This is a genomic window from Sphingomonas sp. BK069 (assembly GCF_014193405.1).
Taxonomy (GTDB): Bacteria; Pseudomonadota; Alphaproteobacteria; order Sphingomonadales; family Sphingomonadaceae; genus Sphingomonas.
Window position 1 is genome coordinate 372032 of sequence record NZ_JACHZH010000002.1, and the last position, 16804, is coordinate 388835.

Here is a 16804-nt window from a genome sequence, read left to right on the forward strand (position 1 = left end):
TATGAGCAACGCTCTCACCCCCTCGCCGCAGAACCCCGCCGCGATCACGCTGGTGCCGGAGAAGTTCGCCAACCCGCTGCGCCAGATCCAGGGCGTGTTCGCGCAGCCCGCGGTGCGCCGCGCCGGCCCGATGGCGCTGATGGTCGGTCTGATCGGCGCCGCCGGCCTGGCCTGGTCGGCGCTGTCGACCCCGCCGCAGAGGGTGCTGTTCTCCGGTCTGCCCGACTCGGACAAGGCCGCGGTGACCAGTGCGCTCAGCGCCGCCAACATCACCAGCCACGTCGATTCCTCGTCGGACGCGCTGACCGTCAACGAGGAGGATTTCAGCAAGGCGCGGATGCTGCTCGCCGGCCAGGGCCTGCCCAAGGCGGCGCCGGGCGGCTACGCGATCCTCGACCAGCTGCCGATGGGCGTCAGCCGCGCGGTCGAGGGCGAGCGGCTGCGCCAGGCGCGCGAGACCGAGCTGGCGCGCTCGATCCAGGAGATCGACTCGGTCGCCGAGGCGCGTGTCCACCTCGCCATGCCCGAGGCCAGCGTGTTCGTGCGCGACAATGCCGCGCCCTCCGCCTCGGTGGTGCTCAAGCTACAGGGCGGGCGCTCGCTGAGCGACGCGCAGGTCAGCTCGATCGTCAACCTGGTCGCCTCGTCGGTGCCGGGGATGAAGCCCGATTCGGTCACCGTGGTCGACCAGCTCGGCGGCCTGCTCACCAAGTCGGGCGACGGTGCCGACGCCGCCAACGACAAGCGCATCGAGTTCCAGCGCCGCGTCGAGGACAAGTATCGCCAGCAGCTGATCCAGCTGCTCACCCCGCTGGTCGGTGCGGGGAATTTCACCGCCGAGGTGCAGGCCGACGTCAACCTCGACGAGACCAGCGCGACGCGCGAGAGCTATGACAAGGACGGCCGCCTGCGCGCCGAGACCGGCAACTGGACCGGCAACATGGCGAGCGGCCAGGCGCCCGCGGGCATCCCCGGCGCGCTGAGCAACACGCCGCCGCCGGCCTCGCAGCTGTCGACGCCGCAGCCCGCCACCGGCGCGCCCGGCACCCCGCAGCCACAGCCCGTGGCCGGTGGGCCCGCGCCCGACCCGGCCAAGCAGAGCGACTCGTTCCAGCGCGCCTATGACCTCAACAAGGAGGTCTCGGTCACCCGCGCGGCGCCGGGCAACATCAAGCGCCTGTCGGTCGCGGTGCTGCTGCGCGACCCGGAGAAGGGCAAGCGCAACGCGATGGAGATCAACCAGATCAACGATCTGGTGAAGAGCGCGGTGGGCTTCGACCAGACCCGCAACGACAATGTCACGGTGATCAGCCGCAAGTTCGCCGACGCCACCGACGCGAACGACGCGCCCAAGTGGTACGACAATGCCTGGCTGCCGGTGCTGGCGCGCAACGTCACCGCGCTGATCATCGCGCTGCTGGTGCTGCTGCTCGGCGTGCGCCCGATCGCCAAGGCGCTGATGAAGAAGCGCGAGGACGCCAGCCCCGCGGCGCTCGCGGCGCAGGCCTCCACCGCGGGCACCCCGCTGCTCGGCGAGGACGGCCAGCCGCTGGTCGGCGCCGACGGGCAGCCGCTGATGGGCGAGGCCGGCATCGCGGTGGCGCCGCCGGTCAGCCTCGACCAGATCGAGACCAGCCGCAGCTACGAGGAGCGGATCGGCGCGGTGCGCGGCTTCACCCGCGACAATCCCGCGCGCGCGGCGCTGGCGGTGCGTGACATGATCACCGCCGAGGCCAAGTCGTGAGCGCGGTCGCCGCTGCCCCGCGCACCTTCACCGGCGTCGAGCGCGCCGCGGTGCTGATGATGCTCGTCGGGGAGGAGGAAGCCGCCGCGATCCTCCAGAAGCTCGATCCCGAGGAAGTCCGCAAATTGGGCAGCGCGATGTTCGCGGTGGCCGACGTCAGCGAGCAGGAGGTGGAGCTGGTGCTCGACGATTTCGTCGGGCGCGCGCGCGAGCGCACCGGCATCACCTTCAACCCCGGTCCCAAGGTGGAGGCCGTGATGACCCGCGCGCTCGGCCGCGAGAAGGCCGAGAGCGTGCTGGCGCAGATCACCCCGCCCGAGGCGGTGTGCGAGATCGACCTGCTCGACTGGCTCGACGCCAGCGAGATCGCGACGATGCTCGACAAGGAACACCCGCAGATCGCCGCGGTGCTGATCGCCAACCTCGACCCCGCGGTCGGCGGCCAGGTGCTCGAGCTGCTGCCCGAGGCGGTCCAGCCCGACATCCTCCACCGCATCGCCAAGCTCGGCCCGATCACGCCCGAGGCGGTCGAGACGCTGCGCACGCTGATCGCGTCGCGCAGCGGCGGCGGCGGCAGCGGCGGCGGCCCGGTCGGCGGGCTCCAGCTCGGCGGCGCGCGCGAGGCGGCCAAGATCCTGCAGGGCGCGCGCAAGGCGACCGAGCAGCGCGTCATGCCCAAGCTGCTCAAGATGGACCGCGACATCGCGCGCCAGATCGAGGAGGCGATGTTCGTCTTCGACAACCTGCTGGAGCTCGACGACAAGTCGCTGGGCACGCTGATCCGCAACGTCGACGGCGACACGCTGACGCGCGCGCTCAAGGGCGTGGACGAGGCGGCGCGCAACCGCATCCTCGGCTGCATGTCGGCGCGCGCCGCGGACGGCATCCGCGACGACATGGAGGCGCGCGGCCCGATGAAGCTGAGCGAGGTGCTCGAGGCGCAGAAGGTGATCATCCAGATCGCGCGCAACCTCGCCAAGGACGGGACGATCAACATGGGGGCAGGTGACGACGATTATGTCTGAGGCGACGTTCGTCATCGGGCTGCCGGCACGTGCCGACGCGGCCGCCACCACGCGCGCGCGCGCGCAGTCCGAGTCCACCGGCGGCTTCACCCCCGCCGACCTGATCGCGCGGATCGAGCAGGCGTTCGGCGCGCGCCCGCCCGAGACGGCCGCGACCGCCGAGCAGCCGCGCCATTTCGCGCCGGCCGATCCGGCGAGCGACCCGACCGCGGGCTGGGACATGCTCGACCCCGCGGGGCAGCCGCTGCCCTGCCTCGAGCAGGTCGAGGCCGCGCGCTCGGAGGGTTATGAGGAGGGCTTCGCCGCCGCTACCCACGCCGCCCAGGCCGAGGCGGCGCGCGACCGCGCCTTGCTCGACGGCGTCGCCGCGCAGCTGCGCGCCGGCGGCGCGATCGACCGCGCCGCACTGGCCGAGACGCTGCGCCGCACCGTGCTGACGCTCGTCACCGCGGTGGTGGGCGAGACCGGCGTCTCCGGCCCGCTGCTCGCCGCGCGCGTCGAGGCCGCGGTCGATCTGCTCGCCGACGCGAGCGAGTCGGCGATGCTGCGGGTCAACCCGGAGGACGTCGCGCTGCTCGCCGGGTTGCTGCCCGACACGATCTTCCCGGTCGGCGACGCCGCGATGGCGCGCGGCAGCTTCGTCATGGAAGCGGCCTCGACGATCGTCGAGGACGGCCCCGCGCTGTGGATGGAGCAGCTGACGGCGGCGATCGAGCGCGCGGCGGTGCCCGCGTGCTGAACCGCTTCGCCGACGATTACCTCGCCACGCTGGCCGAGGCCGCGCCGCGCTTCGCCGCCAAGGTCTCGGGGCGGCTGTCGTCCTACGACGGGCTGCTGATGGAGGCGGTGGGGCTGTCGCTGCCGGTCGGCACCGTGTGCCGCATCGGCGCCGCGGGCACCGCGCAGGTCGAGGCTGAGGTGATCGGCTTCCGCAACGGCCGCACGCTGATGATGAACCTGGGCGGCCCCGCCGCGCTGCTGCCCAACGCGCCGGTGCGCCCGCTCGGCGCGCCCGGCGAGGCCGAGGTCGGCGCAGCGCTGCTAGGGCGCGTGGTCGACGGCTCGGGCGCCCCGATCGACGGGCTCGGCCCGATCCGCGGCGCCGGGCGCTGGCCGCTCGCGGGGCACATGCAGTCGCCGCTCGACCGCGGTCGCGTGCTCGCCCCGCTCGACGTCGGCGTGCGCGCGATCAACGGGCTGCTCACCGTCGGCCAGGGCCAGCGCGTCGGCATCATGGCGGGCTCGGGCGTCGGCAAGTCGGTGCTGCTCGGCATGATGGTGCGCGCGGCGCAGGCCGACGTGATCGTGATCGGGCTGATCGGCGAGCGCTCGCGCGAGGTCGCCGATTTCCTCGAGACCAAGGTGGCGGGCGAGGCGCGGCAGCGCGCGGTGGTCGTGGCGGTGCCCGCCAACCACTCGCCGGTGCTGCGCATCCGCGGCGCGCTGCGCGCCACCGCGATCGCCGAGGCCTTCCGCGCCGAGGGCAAGAAGGTGCTGCTGATCATCGACTCGCTCACCCGCGTGGCGCACGCCGGGCGCGAGATCGGGCTGGCGCTGGGCGAGCCCGCCTCGGCGCGCGGCTATCCGCCCTCCGCCATCGCGATGCTGCCCAACCTGCTGGAGCGTGCCGGCTCGGACGTGAACACCGGCGGCTCGATCACCGGCATCTACACCGTGCTGGCCGACGGCGACGACGGCAACGATCCCGTGGTCGACTCGGCGCGCTCGATCCTCGACGGGCATATCGTGCTGAGCCGCGCGATGGCGGAGCGCGCGGTCTATCCCGCGATCGACGTCTCCAAGTCGATCAGCCGCGTGATGAACGACATCGTGCCCGCCGAGCACCAGCAGGCCGCGCGCGCGCTGCGCCGCCATCTCGCCACCTACGAGGAGAACCGCGACCTCGTGCTGATGGGCGCCTATCGCTCGGGCAGCGACGCCGCGATCGACAATGCCATCGCCTATCACCCCGCGATCACCGAGTTCATCCGCCAGGAGACGTCGCAGGTGGTGCCGCTGGCGGACGCCGCGGCCGAGCTGGTCGGCGTGTTCGGCGATGGCTGACGCGGCGCGGCTCAAGCGGCTCCACCGCGTGCGCACGCTCCAGCTCGGGCTGGCGCGCGCGGACGAGGCGCGCGCGCGGGCGCAGCTGACGAGCGAGACCCAGCTGGCGCACCGCATCGGCCAGCTGGTCGACGCGGTGGCGCCGGTGGCGACCGCGGCGACGGGCGCGGTCAACCTCGCCGCGGCGGCGCATTTCCGCGAGCGGCTTCAACGCTCGGCCGAGGCGGCGGTGAACCGCGTGCGCATGGCCGAACAGCACGCCGAGCGCAGCGGCGAGGCCACCCGATCGGCCAGGCGAGATCAGAATGCGGTGGAGAAGCTGATCGACCGCCGGCGCGCCGAGGACGTGCGTGCCGAGATGAAGGCGCTGGAGGACGCGCCCGCGCCGGTGCTGCGGCGGTAGGGGGCGGCAAAGGGCGGCGTAGTGCCTCCTGTTCCCCGGCGCAGGCCGGGACCCAGGTGGGGAGGTGCCTGTGGAAGGCACCGCGGGCCGTCCAACTCGCCCCTCCTCCAGCTACCGGTTCCCGACCGATCGCCGGCGCTCGTCGCGCGTCAGTCGCCGCTCACCTCGCCCAGGTCATCCTTCAGCTTCGCCCTGACCCGTCGGCGCCGAGCGTCCCTGATCAGGTCGCTGATCTCGTCGAGCAGCACGATCCCCTCTTCGGCTTGCCCCGTCTTCATATCGGGATCGGCTTCGAACAGCGCCTTGGCCCGCGCGGACATGTCGATCGCCTTGGCGTAATTGTCCTCGCCCCGCTTCTCTCGCACGAGCTCCAGGCCATTGTTCAACTCATAGAAGTCCGCCTCGAGGAATGTTTCCGGAAAGTAGCCGGTTTTCTTTTTGAACTTTCTGGAGACGTGCAATACCATCGCCCCGAGCTGGTCGTAAATCTCACCAAGCGTTTCTGGATATATGGCCCCGGCTTAGTGATAGAACTGCTAAAGAGTAATCTTCTTCCTCCGCGTCGTTCATTCTGCAGCTTCCCTCCGGGAGGCATTACCCCTCCTGCGTTGCCCTGACAATCGCGACTGCAAATGGCAAACCCCCGTAGCGCGAGATCTTTAAACCTGCCGGTCGGACGTGCCGTCCATTCGGCATCCCGCCAGCCGCTCGCCACAGCAGACCGTCAGTCGCCGGTCACCTCGCCGTCATCGTCCTTGAGACCGCTCTCGTAGCGGTGGCGTCGCACCGCGTTGATCAGCTGATCGATCTCGTCGAGCAGCCGATTGCCTTCCCTCGTCTTCTCGCTGCCAATATCTGGTGCTTGTAAAAACAACGCCTTCGCGCGGCCTGACAGCTCGATTGCCTTGCCGTGAACATCCTCCCCGAGCTTCTCGCGCATACGGTCTAGGCCACTATTAAGCTCGAAAAAGCTCGACTCGAGGCTCGTGTCTGGAAAATACCCGGTCGTGTCTTTGAAGTGAGGCGATTTGAGCATCATCGATCCAAGCTGATCCTCGATCTCGCTCAGCGCTTGCGGCACATAAGGCTGAGGATTGGTAATAGAGCTTCTATAAACAATATTCTCTTCTTCCTCGATCATCACTTTGCCCTCCTTATGATGTAACTACCGCCTTCCTGCCGAGGCCTGACGATGACAACCGCAGAAGGCCTCGACCTACCCTCAAAGAATTGACGCACCTGACTGTCACTCATCCTTTTTTCTGACAGCGAAACATCAAAAAATACATCACCGATGCGAAGATCAGGAATACGAAAGCCCGATCCTTCGCTTAGATACTCTCTTCTGTTTACGGCGATCTGCGCACCTCCGGACGTTACCACTCCAGCGGCGTTGAACCGTCGTCTTAAGCCCCTACGGACTTCTTGATCGATAAAATTGCCTAAGGCCTCCCGCTCGTGAAGCCGGACCGGCAGAGCAGAAGCCGCAAGTCTCGCACTACCGTCGACATAGGCGTCATCAGCGATCTGCTGCATTGTTCGGACAGCCTCGACTCGCAACGGCCCAAGATCACCTTTGACACGCATCATAACAACAGCCCGATTGAAGCGAAGGTCATCGATGAGGCGTCGCTGACCCGCCTCGGTGGACGGGAACTGGAACGATTGGTAAACGAAGTTCGGATCCAGCGCCTTAATGTCCGCGAGAATCTTGTCCGCCTGCGCGCGCATGAGGGCGGTACGGATCTCTGCGCCAGGGCCTGTTATGTTCAGGAAGCCGTCCAACGGCGCCAGCAAGGCACCGGCCGGCGTGTCACGCAGGATCGGCAGCTCATCCAGCGTCATCGGATCCTCGAAGGCGCGGATGTTGCCGCCGCGCGTCTCGGGCGGCTCCGGCGCGCCGATCGGGATCAGCGTCGGCCCCGGCTCACCCGGCCGGTAGACGCCGTCCGAGCGGACGACGCCGCCGCCCTCTCCCGCGCCGCCGCCGCCCTCACCCACTCGTTCCGACGGTCCGTCGCGCGCCGCCGCCTCGCCGCCCGGCCCGGACGTGAAGCGACCGTCGCGCGGGTCGTGCCAGGGGTTGAACTTCAGCTCGACGCCGTCGTCGCGGTGGGTCGGGATCCGCCCCGTCCGTATCCAGATCGAGAATAAGCGCCGTCGTTCAGCGGGGCTCACCCCCGCCGGTATCCATGCCCGCTCCATGTTCATCGTGTCGCCCCGCTCTGCTGACGCGGCGAGAACATCTGAGCAACATTCTCCAACAAGGCAATCGACGATGACGCGCGATCGCCGCGGTGGGTCAGCGTGGGGAAGGGGACGGCGCGAGCCTAGGCGGTCGGTGTGTCGAGGGGCGGTTTCCCCCACACCGTCGCCCCGGCGGAGGCCGGGGCTCAGATGGGTAGGCCGTCGTGGGACTTACCGACGTCCCCCAACTGGACCCCGGCTTCCGCCGGGGTGACGGTCAGTGTTGGGCGACAGGGACCATTCTCACCGTCGAATCACCGCCCGCCTCCGCCTCCGCTCCCCTACGCCTCCTGCGGGTGGTGCGGCGTGAGGATCAGCGTGCGCCCCTCGACCCGCCACGCGCTCAGCCGCGACAGGAAGTTCATCCCCACCACGTCGACGTCGCCGAAGGCGGGCGACACCACCACCGCGAGGTCGCGCGCCACCACGTTGCCGAAGCGCAGCTCCGCCAGCGCGCCCGTGTCGGCGCGGATCGTGCCGTTGGCGGTCTTGAGCAGCAGCGGGAAGGTCGCCGGCCGCACCTCGACCCCCGCCGCCGCCGCGGTGGCGGGCGACAGCGCGGTGATCGTTGCGCCGCTGTCGACCAGCAGCCGCCGCTCCACCGTCGCCCCCGGCGGGCCGAGCCGCGCGCGCACGTAGAAATGACCGTCGGGGCTCATCTTGACCCGCGTCTCGCTGCCCGAGACCTGCTGGCTCTCGACGTCGAGCGCGGCGGCGACGCGGCCGAGCCAGGGGTCGAAGCGCTCGCGCTCCACCATCACCGTATAGAGCAGCACCGCCAGCCCGCCCCACACCGCCAGGCTCACCAAGGTGCGCAGCAGCGGCACGCGCCGCGCCACGATCGCCGCCACCAGCAGGGCGCCGAGCAGCAGGTAGAAATGCGGGTTGGCCGAGACGTCCACGGGCATCCACAGGATATAGGGACGCGCCCGCCGCGGATAAGCCCAAGCTGGCGCCGCGCCGCGCGCGCCGCTATATCGGCGCCATCATGCGCACGGCCCGGCTCACTACTAGCATCCCGGCGCGGCCCACGGCCGGCGCGCGCGTCACCCGCTGACGCGCCCCGCCGCCCGCGCCACGCCGGGCAGGCTCCCCCTTTTCGTCGCTCCACGCGCGCCTTAGGGCGTGCCCCACGGTTCTCGCAGGAAGATACTCCATGGACATGCTCTCGATCACGCTGCCCGACGGTTCGGTCCGCGAGGTGGAGCCGGGCACCACGCCCGCGGCGATTGCCGCCGCGATCGGGCCCGGGCTGGCCAAGGCCGCGATCGCGGCGCGAGTCGACGGCGAGCTGCGCGACCTCTCGCGCCCGCTGACGCAGGATTCGACGCTGGCGCTGGTGACGCAGCGCGACGAGGCCGAGGCGCTCGAGCTGGCGCGGCACGATCTGGCGCACGTGCTCGCCGAGGCGGTGCAGCATCTCTTCCCGGGCACGCAGATCACCTTCGGCCCCGCCACCGACGACGGCTTCTACTACGACTTCGCGCCGAAGGAGCGCCCGTTCACCGACGAGGACCTGCCCGCGATCGAGGAGGAGATGCGCCGCATCATCGCGCGCAACGAGCCGTTCACGCGCGAGGTATGGACGCGCGAGCAGCTGATCGAGACGTGGCAGCGGCAGGGCGAGACCTTCAAGGCCGAATGGGCCGCCGAGCTGCCCGATCACGAGGAGCTGACGATCTATCGCCAGGGCCAGTGGCTCGACATGTGCCGCGGCCCGCACATGCCGACGACCGGGCGGCTCGACCCGCAGGCGTTCAAGCTGACGCGCGTGTCGGGCGCCTATTGGCGCGGCGACCAGAAGAACGCGATGCTCAGCCGCATCTACGGCACCGGCTGGCTCAACAAGAAGCAGCTCGACGCGCACCTCCACATGCTGGAGGAGGCGGCCAAGCGCGACCATCGCCGTATCGGCCAGGACATGGACCTGTTCCACCTCCAGGCCGAGGCGCAGGGTTCGGTGTTCTGGCACCCCAAGGGCTTCGTGCTGTGGCGCCAGCTCGAGGCCTATATGCGCCGCCGTCTCGACGCCGCCGATTACGCCGAGGTGAAGACGCCGCAGCTGATGGACGCGCGCCAGTGGGAGCAGTCGGGCCACTGGGGCAAGTATCGCGAGAACATGTTCGTCGTCCCCGACGAGATCCCCAACGTTGAGGAAGAGGGGCCGGTGCTGTCGGGCGAGGGCGACCTGATGGCGCTCAAGCCGATGAACTGCCCGGCGCACGTGCTGATCTTCAAGCAGGGCATCAAGAGCTACCGCGACCTGCCGATCCGCATGGCCGAGTTCGGCTGCTGCCACCGCAACGAGCCGCACGGCGCGCTCCACGGCATCATGCGCGTGCGCCAGTTCACCCAGGACGACGCGCATATCTTCGTGCGCGAGGACCAGCTGGTCGAGGAAGTGCGCAAGTTCTGCGAGCTGCTCGACAGCGTCTACCGCGACCTCGGCTTCGAGGATTATGCGGTGAAGCTGGCGCTGCGCCCCGACAAGCGCTTCGGCGACGACGCGATGTGGGACACGTCCGAGCAGGAGCTGCGCGACGCGGTGCATGCCTCGGGGCTGTCGGACGCGATCAAGGCGAGGTTCGAGGAGCTGCCCGGCGAGGGCGCCTTCTACGCCCCCAAGCTCGAGTTCCACCTCACCGACGCGATCGGGCGGACGTGGCAGGTCGGCACGATCCAGTCGGACCGCGTGCTGCCCGAGCGGCTGGACGCCAGCTACGTCGGCGAGGACGGCCAGCGCCACCGCCCGGTGATGCTCCACCGCGCGATCCTCGGCACGTTCGAGCGCTTCATCGGCATCCTGATCGAGCACCACGCCGGGCGCTTCCCGCTGTGGCTGGCACCGGTGCAGGCGGTGGTGGCGACGATCGTCTCCGACGCGGACGATTACGCCGCCGAGGTGGCGGCGGCGCTGCGCGCGGCCGGGATCCGGGTGGAGACCGACACGCGCAACGAGAAGATCAACTACAAGGTGCGCGAGCATTCGGTGGCGAAGGTGCCGGTGCTGCTGGTGGTCGGCAAGCGCGAGGCGGAGGAGCGCAAGGTCGCGCTGCGCCGGCTCGGCAGCCAGGCGCAGGAGGCGCTGACGCTCGAGGAGGCGGTGGCGATGCTGCGCGGGGAGGCGACTCCGCCCGACCTGCGCTGAGGCGGGCGGGCACGGGCTGACCCGTGTGGGGGTGTTGGTTGGAGCAGCCGTTCCGATCTTGGGAGAAACGTCGATGCGCTCCGCCCTTCTGCTCCTCCTGCCACTCCTCCTCGCCGCTCCCGCCGCGGCGCAGCGTCCCGGACCGATCGCGCCGACGCCACGCCCCGACTCGGGCGTGGCGCCCGATCTCTCCACCACGCGCGACAGCATCACGCGCGAGCGGCGCGCCGGTCGCCTGTCCCGCGGGGATGCCCGCCGCGCCGAGGCCGAGGTGGACGTCAACGCCGCGATCGGCGCGCGCTACGCCGCCGGCGGGGGCCTGTCCGACTCGGCGCGCGCCGAGATCGACAACCGCGATCGCGCCACGCGCAGCCTGCTCGACGCCCCCGCGCACCGCCAGCCGCCGCGATGACTCGCCGCCCCTTCTAAAAGCGCGCATTCTCCCTTATATTGGCCGGCAGAACAGCCAACGGAGATTTACCTATACCTCCCCCCATGATGCGCCGGCCGATGCAGGCGCCTCCGATGAACGGGCCCCGCTTCAACGAGTGGATCCAGAGCCCCAAGGTCCGCGTGATCGACCACGAGGGCGAGAACCTCGGCGTGATGTACACGCGCGAGGCGATGGAGCAGGCGCGCGAGGTCGGGCTCGATCTCGTCGAGGTGTCGCCCAACGCTGATCCGCCCGTCGCCAAGTTCCTCGACGTCGGCAAGTTCAAGTACGAGGCGCAGAAAAAGGCGAACCTCGCACGCAAGTCGCAGAAGACGCAGGAGATCAAAGAGATCAAGATGCGTCCCAACATCGACGATCACGATTACGACACCAAGATGAAGAAGGTGGCGGAGTTCATCGGCGAGGGCGACAAGGTCAAGGTCACGATGCGCTTCCGCGGCCGCGAGCTGAGCCACGGCCAGCTCGGCATGAACGTGCTCCAGCGCGTCGCCGAGCAGGTCGCCGAGGTCGCCAAGGTCGAGGCCTATCCGCGCATGGAAGGCCGGCAGATGCTGATGGTGCTCGCGCCCAAGTGAGCCGATCGGGCCGCGGCCACGCGCCGCGGCCCGCCTGCATTCCGTAGCGTCGCGCCGCCGCGGCGTTGCGCGCGCTCCACACCCGATATTGAAAATCACCACGCCGGGCACGAAAGCGCTAGACGAACCTTAGGCGTGCGCTAATCTCTCCCCAATACCGAACCTTCGAAAACGAGGGTCGGGATAACAGGACCTTGGGAGAGGGACCGCCATGCGACTGAGCAACATCCTCTTGTCGTCGGCCGCGATGATCGTCGCGGCGCCCGCGCTGGCACAGCAGGCCAGCCCGGTGACCAGCAATGCCGCCGTCGACGGGCAGAGCGACACCGCATCGAACCAGGCCGGCGACACGCGCGAGCTCAACGCCAACGACATCGTCGTTACCGCCACCCGCCGCTCCGAGCGGCTCGCCGACGTGCCGATCTCGATCAACGCGGTGAGCCAGCAGGCACTGCAGAATTCGGGCGCGACCGATATCCGTCAGATGGCGCAGCTCGCCCCCTCGCTCAACGTCTCCTCCACCGGATCGGAGGCCAACGCCTCGGCGCGCGTCCGCGGCGTCGGCACGGTCGGCGACAATCCCGGGCTGGAGAGCTCGGTGGCGGTGTTCATCGACGGCGTCTACCGCAGCCGCACCGGCTCGGGGCTCAACGACCTCGGCGAGGTCGACCGGATCGAGGTGCTGCGCGGGCCGCAGGGCACGCTGTCGGGGCGCAACTCCTCGGCGGGCGCGATCAACATCTACACCAAGGCGCCGTCGTTCGACTTCGGCGGCTATGCCGAGGGCACCTACGGCAATTACGACTTCTGGCGCGCGGCAGGGGCGCTGACCGGCCCGATCATCAAGGACGTGCTCGCCTTTCGCGTCGACGGCGTGTGGCAGAAGCGCGACGGCTTCTACCAGGACGTCGCCAACGACACCGATTTCAACAACCGTGACCGCTATTTCGTCCGCGGCCAGCTGCTGCTCGAGCCCTCGTCCAATTTCTCGCTGCGGCTGATCGGCGACTACACCCGCCGCGACGAGAAATGCTGCGGCGCGGTCTATGTCGACACGCGCGAGAAGATCGACCCCACGCCCGGCACCCCCGGCGACTATGCCATCAACCCGGCCGGTAACCGTATCGTCAGCGTGATGACCTCGCTCGCCGCGCTGCGCGGTTATCCCGCGGGCTCGGTCTTCCCGAGCGGGAGCGACCCGTACAGCCGCCGCATCGCCAACACGCCCGGGCGCGCCTATTCGAACGTGACCAAGGACTATGGCGGCTCGGGCCAGATCGACTGGAACCTGGGCGGCGCCTCGCTCACCTCGATCACCGCCTATCGCGAGTACAAGTCGGACGGCGCGAGCGACATCGACTATAACGTGCTCGACATCGGCTATCGTCCGAACGACGGCAACAACTACCGCCAGTTCCACACCTTCACCCAGGAGTTGCGGCTCAACGGCGAGGCCTTCGGCGACCGGCTCAACTGGTTGATCGGCGGCTTCTACAGCAAGGAAGACCTGCAGGTCGTCGACAACCTCAAGTTCGGCCGCGACTATGGTGCCTTCGCGGCGTGCCGCATCGTTGCCACGATCAACCCCAATGCCGCGCTGCGCAACCCCGCCAATCCCGGCTGCCTCAGCGCCGCCGGCACCGCGATCCTCTCGGGGCAGGTGCCCGGGACGACCCCGGCGTTCGGCGCCGCGACGCCGCTGCTGCTCGCCAACATCCGCCTGCTGGGCACGCTCAACGACCTCGGCACCACGCGCGACGTCTACAACCAGGACAGCCAGAGCTTCGCGCTGTTCACGCATAACATCTTCAAGCTGAGCGACACGCTCTCGCTCACCGGCGGCCTGCGCTGGACGCACGAGCGCAAGAAGTTCGATGCCAGCTTCGGCAACAACAACACCGTCTGCCCGCAGATCCAGACCCTGCTCGGCGCCGGCCCCGCGGGCAACCTCTTCAACAACGCGCAACTCGCCGCGCTCACCCGCGGCATCGCCACGCTCGCCTGCACCGGCAACAGCTCGGCCGCGCTCAACGGCCGCCAGATCGCGGACGATTTCAGCGAGAGCCAGTTCACCGGCACCGCGGTGCTGAGCTGGAAACCGAGCGACCGGCTGATGACCTATGCCAGCTACTCGCGCGGCTACAAGGCGGGCGGCTACAACCTCGACCGCTCCGACCTGGGCGACGCCTATAATCCCGCGACGATCGCCAATATCGACGCGGGGCGGCTGCGCTTCGATCCCGAGACGGTCAACGCCTATGAGGTCGGCTTTAAATATTCGAGCCGCGCCTTCACCTTCAATGCCGCGGCGTTCCGCTCGGAGTTCAAGAACTTCCAGCTCAACACCTTCAACGGCACCAACTATGTCGTCGAGAATATCGGCTCCTGCTCGGAAAGCCTGAACGGTGCCGACCGCGACTCCAGCGCGACGACCGGCGTCTGCACCGGCGACGTCAAGTACGGCGTGCGCAGCCAGGGCGTCGAGCTGGAGGCCGGGATCTATCCGGTCGAGCATCTCGCCTTCGCGATGGGCTATACGCTGGCCGAGACCAAATATCGCCGCAATCTGGTCGGCTCGGACGCGGGCGCGGCGCTCGACCCGGCGTTGTTCCTGCTCTCGGGCGCACAGATCTCGAACGCACCGCGGAACGTGATCACGACGTCGCTGAGCTGGACGCCGCCGATCGGTGACAGTGGGATGAGCGCGTTGTTCTACGTCGATCAGCGCACGTCGTCGGACTATAACACTGGCTCGGATCTGTTCGCCGAGAAGATCCAGGACGGCTTCACCTTGGTCAACGCGCGCGTCGGGCTGCGCGGGCGCGACGAGCGCTGGGCGGTAGAGGTCTGGGCACAGAACCTGCTCAACACCGATTATCAGCAGGTGGCGTTCAACACGCCGTTCCAGGGCGCGGGCAGCCTCGAGCAGGTGCGCAGCTTCGGCGGCGTCGGCAATCAACTGTTCTCGTCGTTCCTGGCCGAGCCGCGCACCTATGGCGTGACTCTGCGCACCCGCTTCTGATCCATGCTCGACTTGGCGCCACCGCCCCGCGCGGTGGCGTCCGCGGCTCGATCCGTCGCTCGACTCGCTCGTCCCACTGCGTTCTTGTCGAATCTATTAACCTTATCTTCGTCAAATTGGGTTAATGATCTGCCGCGAACATCGGCGAATCGGTTCTGACTAGGGGCTTCTTGCGATAGAATAAATCAGCAAGATCGCCCGAGCGCCCGTGGGGGTGAAATGATGAACGTGGACGTTCTCGGCCAATCCATGGCCGAGCAGCTCGAACAGATCCTCTGGACCGCGCGCAGCGCGGGCAGCAGCCTCATCGTCTCGCGGAGCCAGCACCCCGACACGATCGGAATGATGATGCGCGAGGGGCTCGTGCGCGAACGTCTCGGCCATCTCGTGCTCACCCCCAAGGGCCACGCCCGCCGCCGCAAGTGCGCGCCTTATTGAGGAGAGACATCGCGGCTGACGTGTCTGGCGGCAGCGGCGCTCCTCGTCGGCGCTGCAGAGAGACACCTTCGCTCGGCGACATCATCGCGAGGGAACTCGACCTGCGCGCCGCGTCAGTGTGTTCCGGCGAATGCCGGCACCCCGGACCAAGCAGAGCAATGCTGGATCAGGCGCGACATCCTCGGCCTCTGCGTGCGCAGGAGTACAGAACAGCGATAGCGGGATACCGCGTGGCCCTTACCAGCAGGAGCGACCCACGCGCCTCTGCGGTCGTTTCGTTCGAGCATCACGCTCGACGGCGCCGGGAAGCCGCCTGTCGCGCCTGACCGCCCGAGGACTGGTGGTATCCGGTAGCCGCGACGCTCGCCACGTGGAGGGCGACGGCTCGTTGCGCGCGAGGGCCTGCTCAAGGGACCATGTCGCCGGTCCTCTTCACCGCCACGACCGGTCGGAACAACAGGACGTAGCGGACTGGCGCCTAGCCCTGATCGCAACGAAAAAGGGAGGCCGGCTCGCGCCGACCTCCCCATCTCGTTCGCCGTAGCGATCGACCTTACTGGCCCGCACCCGGACCGTAGGTGATCTCCACGCGGCGGTTCTGCACCTCGCGGACACCGTCGGCGGTGTCGACGCGCGGGCGGCTCTCGCCGAACGCCTCGGTGCTGATCACGTTCTCCGGGATCGCCTTCGAGGTCAGGTACGCCTTGACCGAGTCCGCGCGGCGCTGCGACAGCCCCACGTTGTACTTGGCCGAACCCGAACGGTCGGCGTGACCCGCCAGCATGACCTGCGCGTTCTGGCAGTTCTGATACTGGGTGACGGCGTTGTCGAGGATCGACGCGGCCTCCGGGGTGATGTCCGACTTGTCCCACTCGAAGAACACGATGAACGGACCCGGCGAGCAGACCACCTCAGGCGGCGGCGGCGGCGGCGGGGGCGGAGGCGGCGGCGGCGGCGGCGGCGGCGGCGGCGGCGGAGCAGCCTCCTCCGGTGCGCCGAAGTTGTAGGTCACGCCGCCGAGCAGGCTGTGCGACCGGAAGCGACCGTCGTACGAGCTGCCGCGCGCGTCGAACAGCTCGACGTTGTCCGCGTTGAAGAAGCGATACTTCAGCGAGACGTCGAGGTGATCGCTGAGCGGCGCGCGGATACCCGCGAGCGCCTGCCAGGCGAACACCGTGTCCGAGTCGTCGAGCAGCGTGTACGAGTTGCTCGGGTTCAGGCGCGCCTGGACCCGCGCCACGCCGGCGCCGCCGCCGACGAAGCCCTGCAGGCCGTCGTCCTCACCGAAGTCGAGCAGACCGTTGACCATGAAGCTCAGCGCCGAGGTGCGGCCGCCGACATTGTCATAGGTGCCCGCCGGCAGCTGCGCGGTGCCGCTGATCGGCACGCCAGCGGTGGTCCGGAAGCTGTCGACCGACGCGCGACGGTAGCCGACCTCGGTCTCGAGGCGGAACGCGCCGAAGTCATAACCGATGATCCCGTCGACGTCCCAGCCGTACTTGGAATCCGTCGTACCGGTGCCGGTCAGCGAGGTGGTCGAGCCAGCGATATCCCAATCGATATCCTCGACGATCATCGCGCCGCCTTCCACGCCTACGTACCACGCCTTGTCGCGCGCGAGCGCGGGCGTGGCGAGGGCGGTGGAGGCAAGCGCCATGATCATGGCAAGCTTACGCATCATAAT

At 68.9% G+C, this 16804-nt stretch carries 15 protein-coding genes; 10 read left to right on the top strand and 5 right to left on the bottom strand.

The window, feature by feature from the left end; translation table 11 throughout:
- Window position 1: 1 nt before the first annotated feature.
- The 5 genes from fliF to FHY02_RS10330 are packed head-to-tail and all read left to right on the top strand — an operon-like array spanning window position 2 to window position 5236.
- On the top strand, window positions 2-1744 hold the full coding sequence (gene fliF, locus FHY02_RS10310) for a flagellar basal-body MS-ring/collar protein FliF (RefSeq protein ID WP_183921837.1): 1743 nt from the start codon (window positions 2-4) through the stop codon (window positions 1742-1744).
- Entirely contained in the window at window positions 1741-2769 is a 1029-nt protein-coding gene (gene fliG / locus FHY02_RS10315) for a flagellar motor switch protein FliG (RefSeq protein ID WP_311721295.1), read from the top strand. Before fliF ends, fliG begins: the two co-directional genes overlap by 4 nt.
- The gene (locus tag FHY02_RS10320) at window positions 2762-3508 is read left to right on the top strand and encodes a flagellar biosynthesis protein FliH (RefSeq protein WP_183921838.1); all 747 of its coding nucleotides are present in this window, start codon (window positions 2762-2764) and stop codon (window positions 3506-3508) included. The genes fliG and FHY02_RS10320 overlap by 8 nt, the downstream gene beginning before the upstream one ends.
- Window positions 3502-4833 carry a FliI/YscN family ATPase gene (locus tag FHY02_RS10325; protein ID WP_183921839.1) on the top strand — a complete coding sequence of 444 codons (1332 nt, stop codon included), beginning with the start codon at window positions 3502-3504 and terminating at the stop codon, window positions 4831-4833. The genes FHY02_RS10320 and FHY02_RS10325 overlap by 7 nt, the downstream gene beginning before the upstream one ends.
- On the top strand, window positions 4826-5236 hold the full coding sequence (locus FHY02_RS10330) for a hypothetical protein (RefSeq protein ID WP_183921840.1): 411 nt from the start codon (window positions 4826-4828) through the stop codon (window positions 5234-5236). The genes FHY02_RS10325 and FHY02_RS10330 overlap by 8 nt, the downstream gene beginning before the upstream one ends.
- 149 nt (window positions 5237-5385) lie before the next feature.
- Here FHY02_RS10330 and FHY02_RS10335 read toward each other — a convergent pair whose 3' ends face one another.
- The 4 genes from FHY02_RS10335 to FHY02_RS10350 form a co-directional block, all read right to left on the bottom strand.
- Window positions 5386-5703: a hypothetical protein gene (locus tag FHY02_RS10335; protein WP_221189956.1), complete on the bottom strand. Its 318-nt coding sequence runs from the start codon at window positions 5701-5703 to the stop codon at window positions 5386-5388.
- Window positions 5704-5960: 257 nt separating this feature from the next.
- Window positions 5961-6377, bottom strand: coding sequence for a hypothetical protein (locus tag FHY02_RS10340; protein WP_183921841.1), 417 nt, complete (start codon window positions 6375-6377; stop codon window positions 5961-5963).
- Window positions 6377-7447, bottom strand: a complete 1071-nt coding sequence (locus FHY02_RS10345) for a hypothetical protein (protein ID WP_183921842.1) — start codon at window positions 7445-7447, stop codon at window positions 6377-6379. The genes FHY02_RS10340 and FHY02_RS10345 overlap by 1 nt, the downstream gene beginning before the upstream one ends.
- A 317-nt stretch (window positions 7448-7764) precedes the next feature.
- Window positions 7765-8391, bottom strand: coding sequence for a TIGR02281 family clan AA aspartic protease (locus tag FHY02_RS10350; protein ID WP_183921843.1), 627 nt, complete (start codon window positions 8389-8391; stop codon window positions 7765-7767).
- Window positions 8392-8645: 254 nt separating this feature from the next.
- Between FHY02_RS10350 and thrS the strand changes: the two genes are divergently transcribed.
- The 5 genes from thrS to FHY02_RS10375 all read left to right on the top strand — a co-directional run bounded on the left by thrS (window position 8646) and on the right by FHY02_RS10375 (window position 15120).
- Window positions 8646-10631 (top strand): threonine--tRNA ligase, encoded by a 1986-nt coding sequence (thrS, locus tag FHY02_RS10355; protein WP_183922045.1) that lies wholly within the window; start codon window positions 8646-8648, stop codon window positions 10629-10631.
- 73 nt (window positions 10632-10704) lie between these two features.
- Entirely contained in the window at window positions 10705-11043 is a 339-nt protein-coding gene (locus tag FHY02_RS10360) for a hypothetical protein (RefSeq protein WP_183921844.1), read from the top strand.
- A gap of 83 nt (window positions 11044-11126) precedes the next feature.
- Window positions 11127-11660 (top strand): translation initiation factor IF-3, encoded by a 534-nt coding sequence (gene infC, locus FHY02_RS10365; protein ID WP_183921845.1) that lies wholly within the window; start codon window positions 11127-11129, stop codon window positions 11658-11660.
- 211 nt (window positions 11661-11871) lie between these two features.
- Window positions 11872-14682, top strand: a complete 2811-nt coding sequence (locus FHY02_RS10370) for a TonB-dependent receptor (RefSeq protein ID WP_183921846.1) — start codon at window positions 11872-11874, stop codon at window positions 14680-14682.
- A 249-nt stretch (window positions 14683-14931) separates the two neighbouring features.
- Window positions 14932-15120, top strand: a complete 189-nt coding sequence (locus tag FHY02_RS10375) for a hypothetical protein (protein ID WP_183921847.1) — start codon at window positions 14932-14934, stop codon at window positions 15118-15120.
- A 553-nt stretch (window positions 15121-15673) separates the two neighbouring features.
- On the opposite strand, the gene FHY02_RS10380 is transcribed toward FHY02_RS10375, so the two are convergent.
- The gene (locus FHY02_RS10380; protein WP_183921848.1) at window positions 15674-16798 is read right to left on the bottom strand and encodes an OmpA family protein; all 1125 of its coding nucleotides are present in this window, start codon (window positions 16796-16798) and stop codon (window positions 15674-15676) included.
- Between the last annotated feature and the right edge of the window lie 6 nt (window positions 16799-16804).

Bases quoted from the DNA above. Each gene is read 5' to 3' on its own strand.
- infC (WP_183921845.1), top strand. From the start codon at position 11,127: ATGATGCGCCGGCCGATGCAGGCGCCTCCGATGAACGGGCCCCGCTTC.
- FHY02_RS10380 (WP_183921848.1), bottom strand. From the start codon at position 16,798: ATGCGTAAGCTTGCCATGATCATGGCGCTTGCCTCCACCGCCCTCGCC.
- thrS (WP_183922045.1), top strand. From the start codon at position 8,646: ATGCTCTCGATCACGCTGCCCGACGGTTCGGTCCGCGAGGTGGAGCCG.
- FHY02_RS10340 (WP_183921841.1), bottom strand. From the start codon at position 6,377: ATGATCGAGGAAGAAGAGAATATTGTTTATAGAAGCTCTATTACCAAT.
- FHY02_RS10335 (WP_221189956.1), bottom strand. From the start codon at position 5,703: ATGGTATTGCACGTCTCCAGAAAGTTCAAAAAGAAAACCGGCTACTTT.
- FHY02_RS10330 (WP_183921840.1), top strand. From the start codon at position 4,826: ATGGCTGACGCGGCGCGGCTCAAGCGGCTCCACCGCGTGCGCACGCTC.
- FHY02_RS10375 (WP_183921847.1), top strand. From the start codon at position 14,932: ATGGCCGAGCAGCTCGAACAGATCCTCTGGACCGCGCGCAGCGCGGGC.
- fliF (WP_183921837.1), top strand. From the start codon at position 2: ATGAGCAACGCTCTCACCCCCTCGCCGCAGAACCCCGCCGCGATCACG.
- FHY02_RS10320 (WP_183921838.1), top strand. From the start codon at position 2,762: ATGTCTGAGGCGACGTTCGTCATCGGGCTGCCGGCACGTGCCGACGCG.
- FHY02_RS10350 (WP_183921843.1), bottom strand. From the start codon at position 8,391: ATGCCCGTGGACGTCTCGGCCAACCCGCATTTCTACCTGCTGCTCGGC.
- FHY02_RS10345 (WP_183921842.1), bottom strand. From the start codon at position 7,447: ATGAACATGGAGCGGGCATGGATACCGGCGGGGGTGAGCCCCGCTGAA.
- FHY02_RS10360 (WP_183921844.1), top strand. From the start codon at position 10,705: ATGCGCTCCGCCCTTCTGCTCCTCCTGCCACTCCTCCTCGCCGCTCCC.
- FHY02_RS10370 (WP_183921846.1), top strand. From the start codon at position 11,872: ATGCGACTGAGCAACATCCTCTTGTCGTCGGCCGCGATGATCGTCGCG.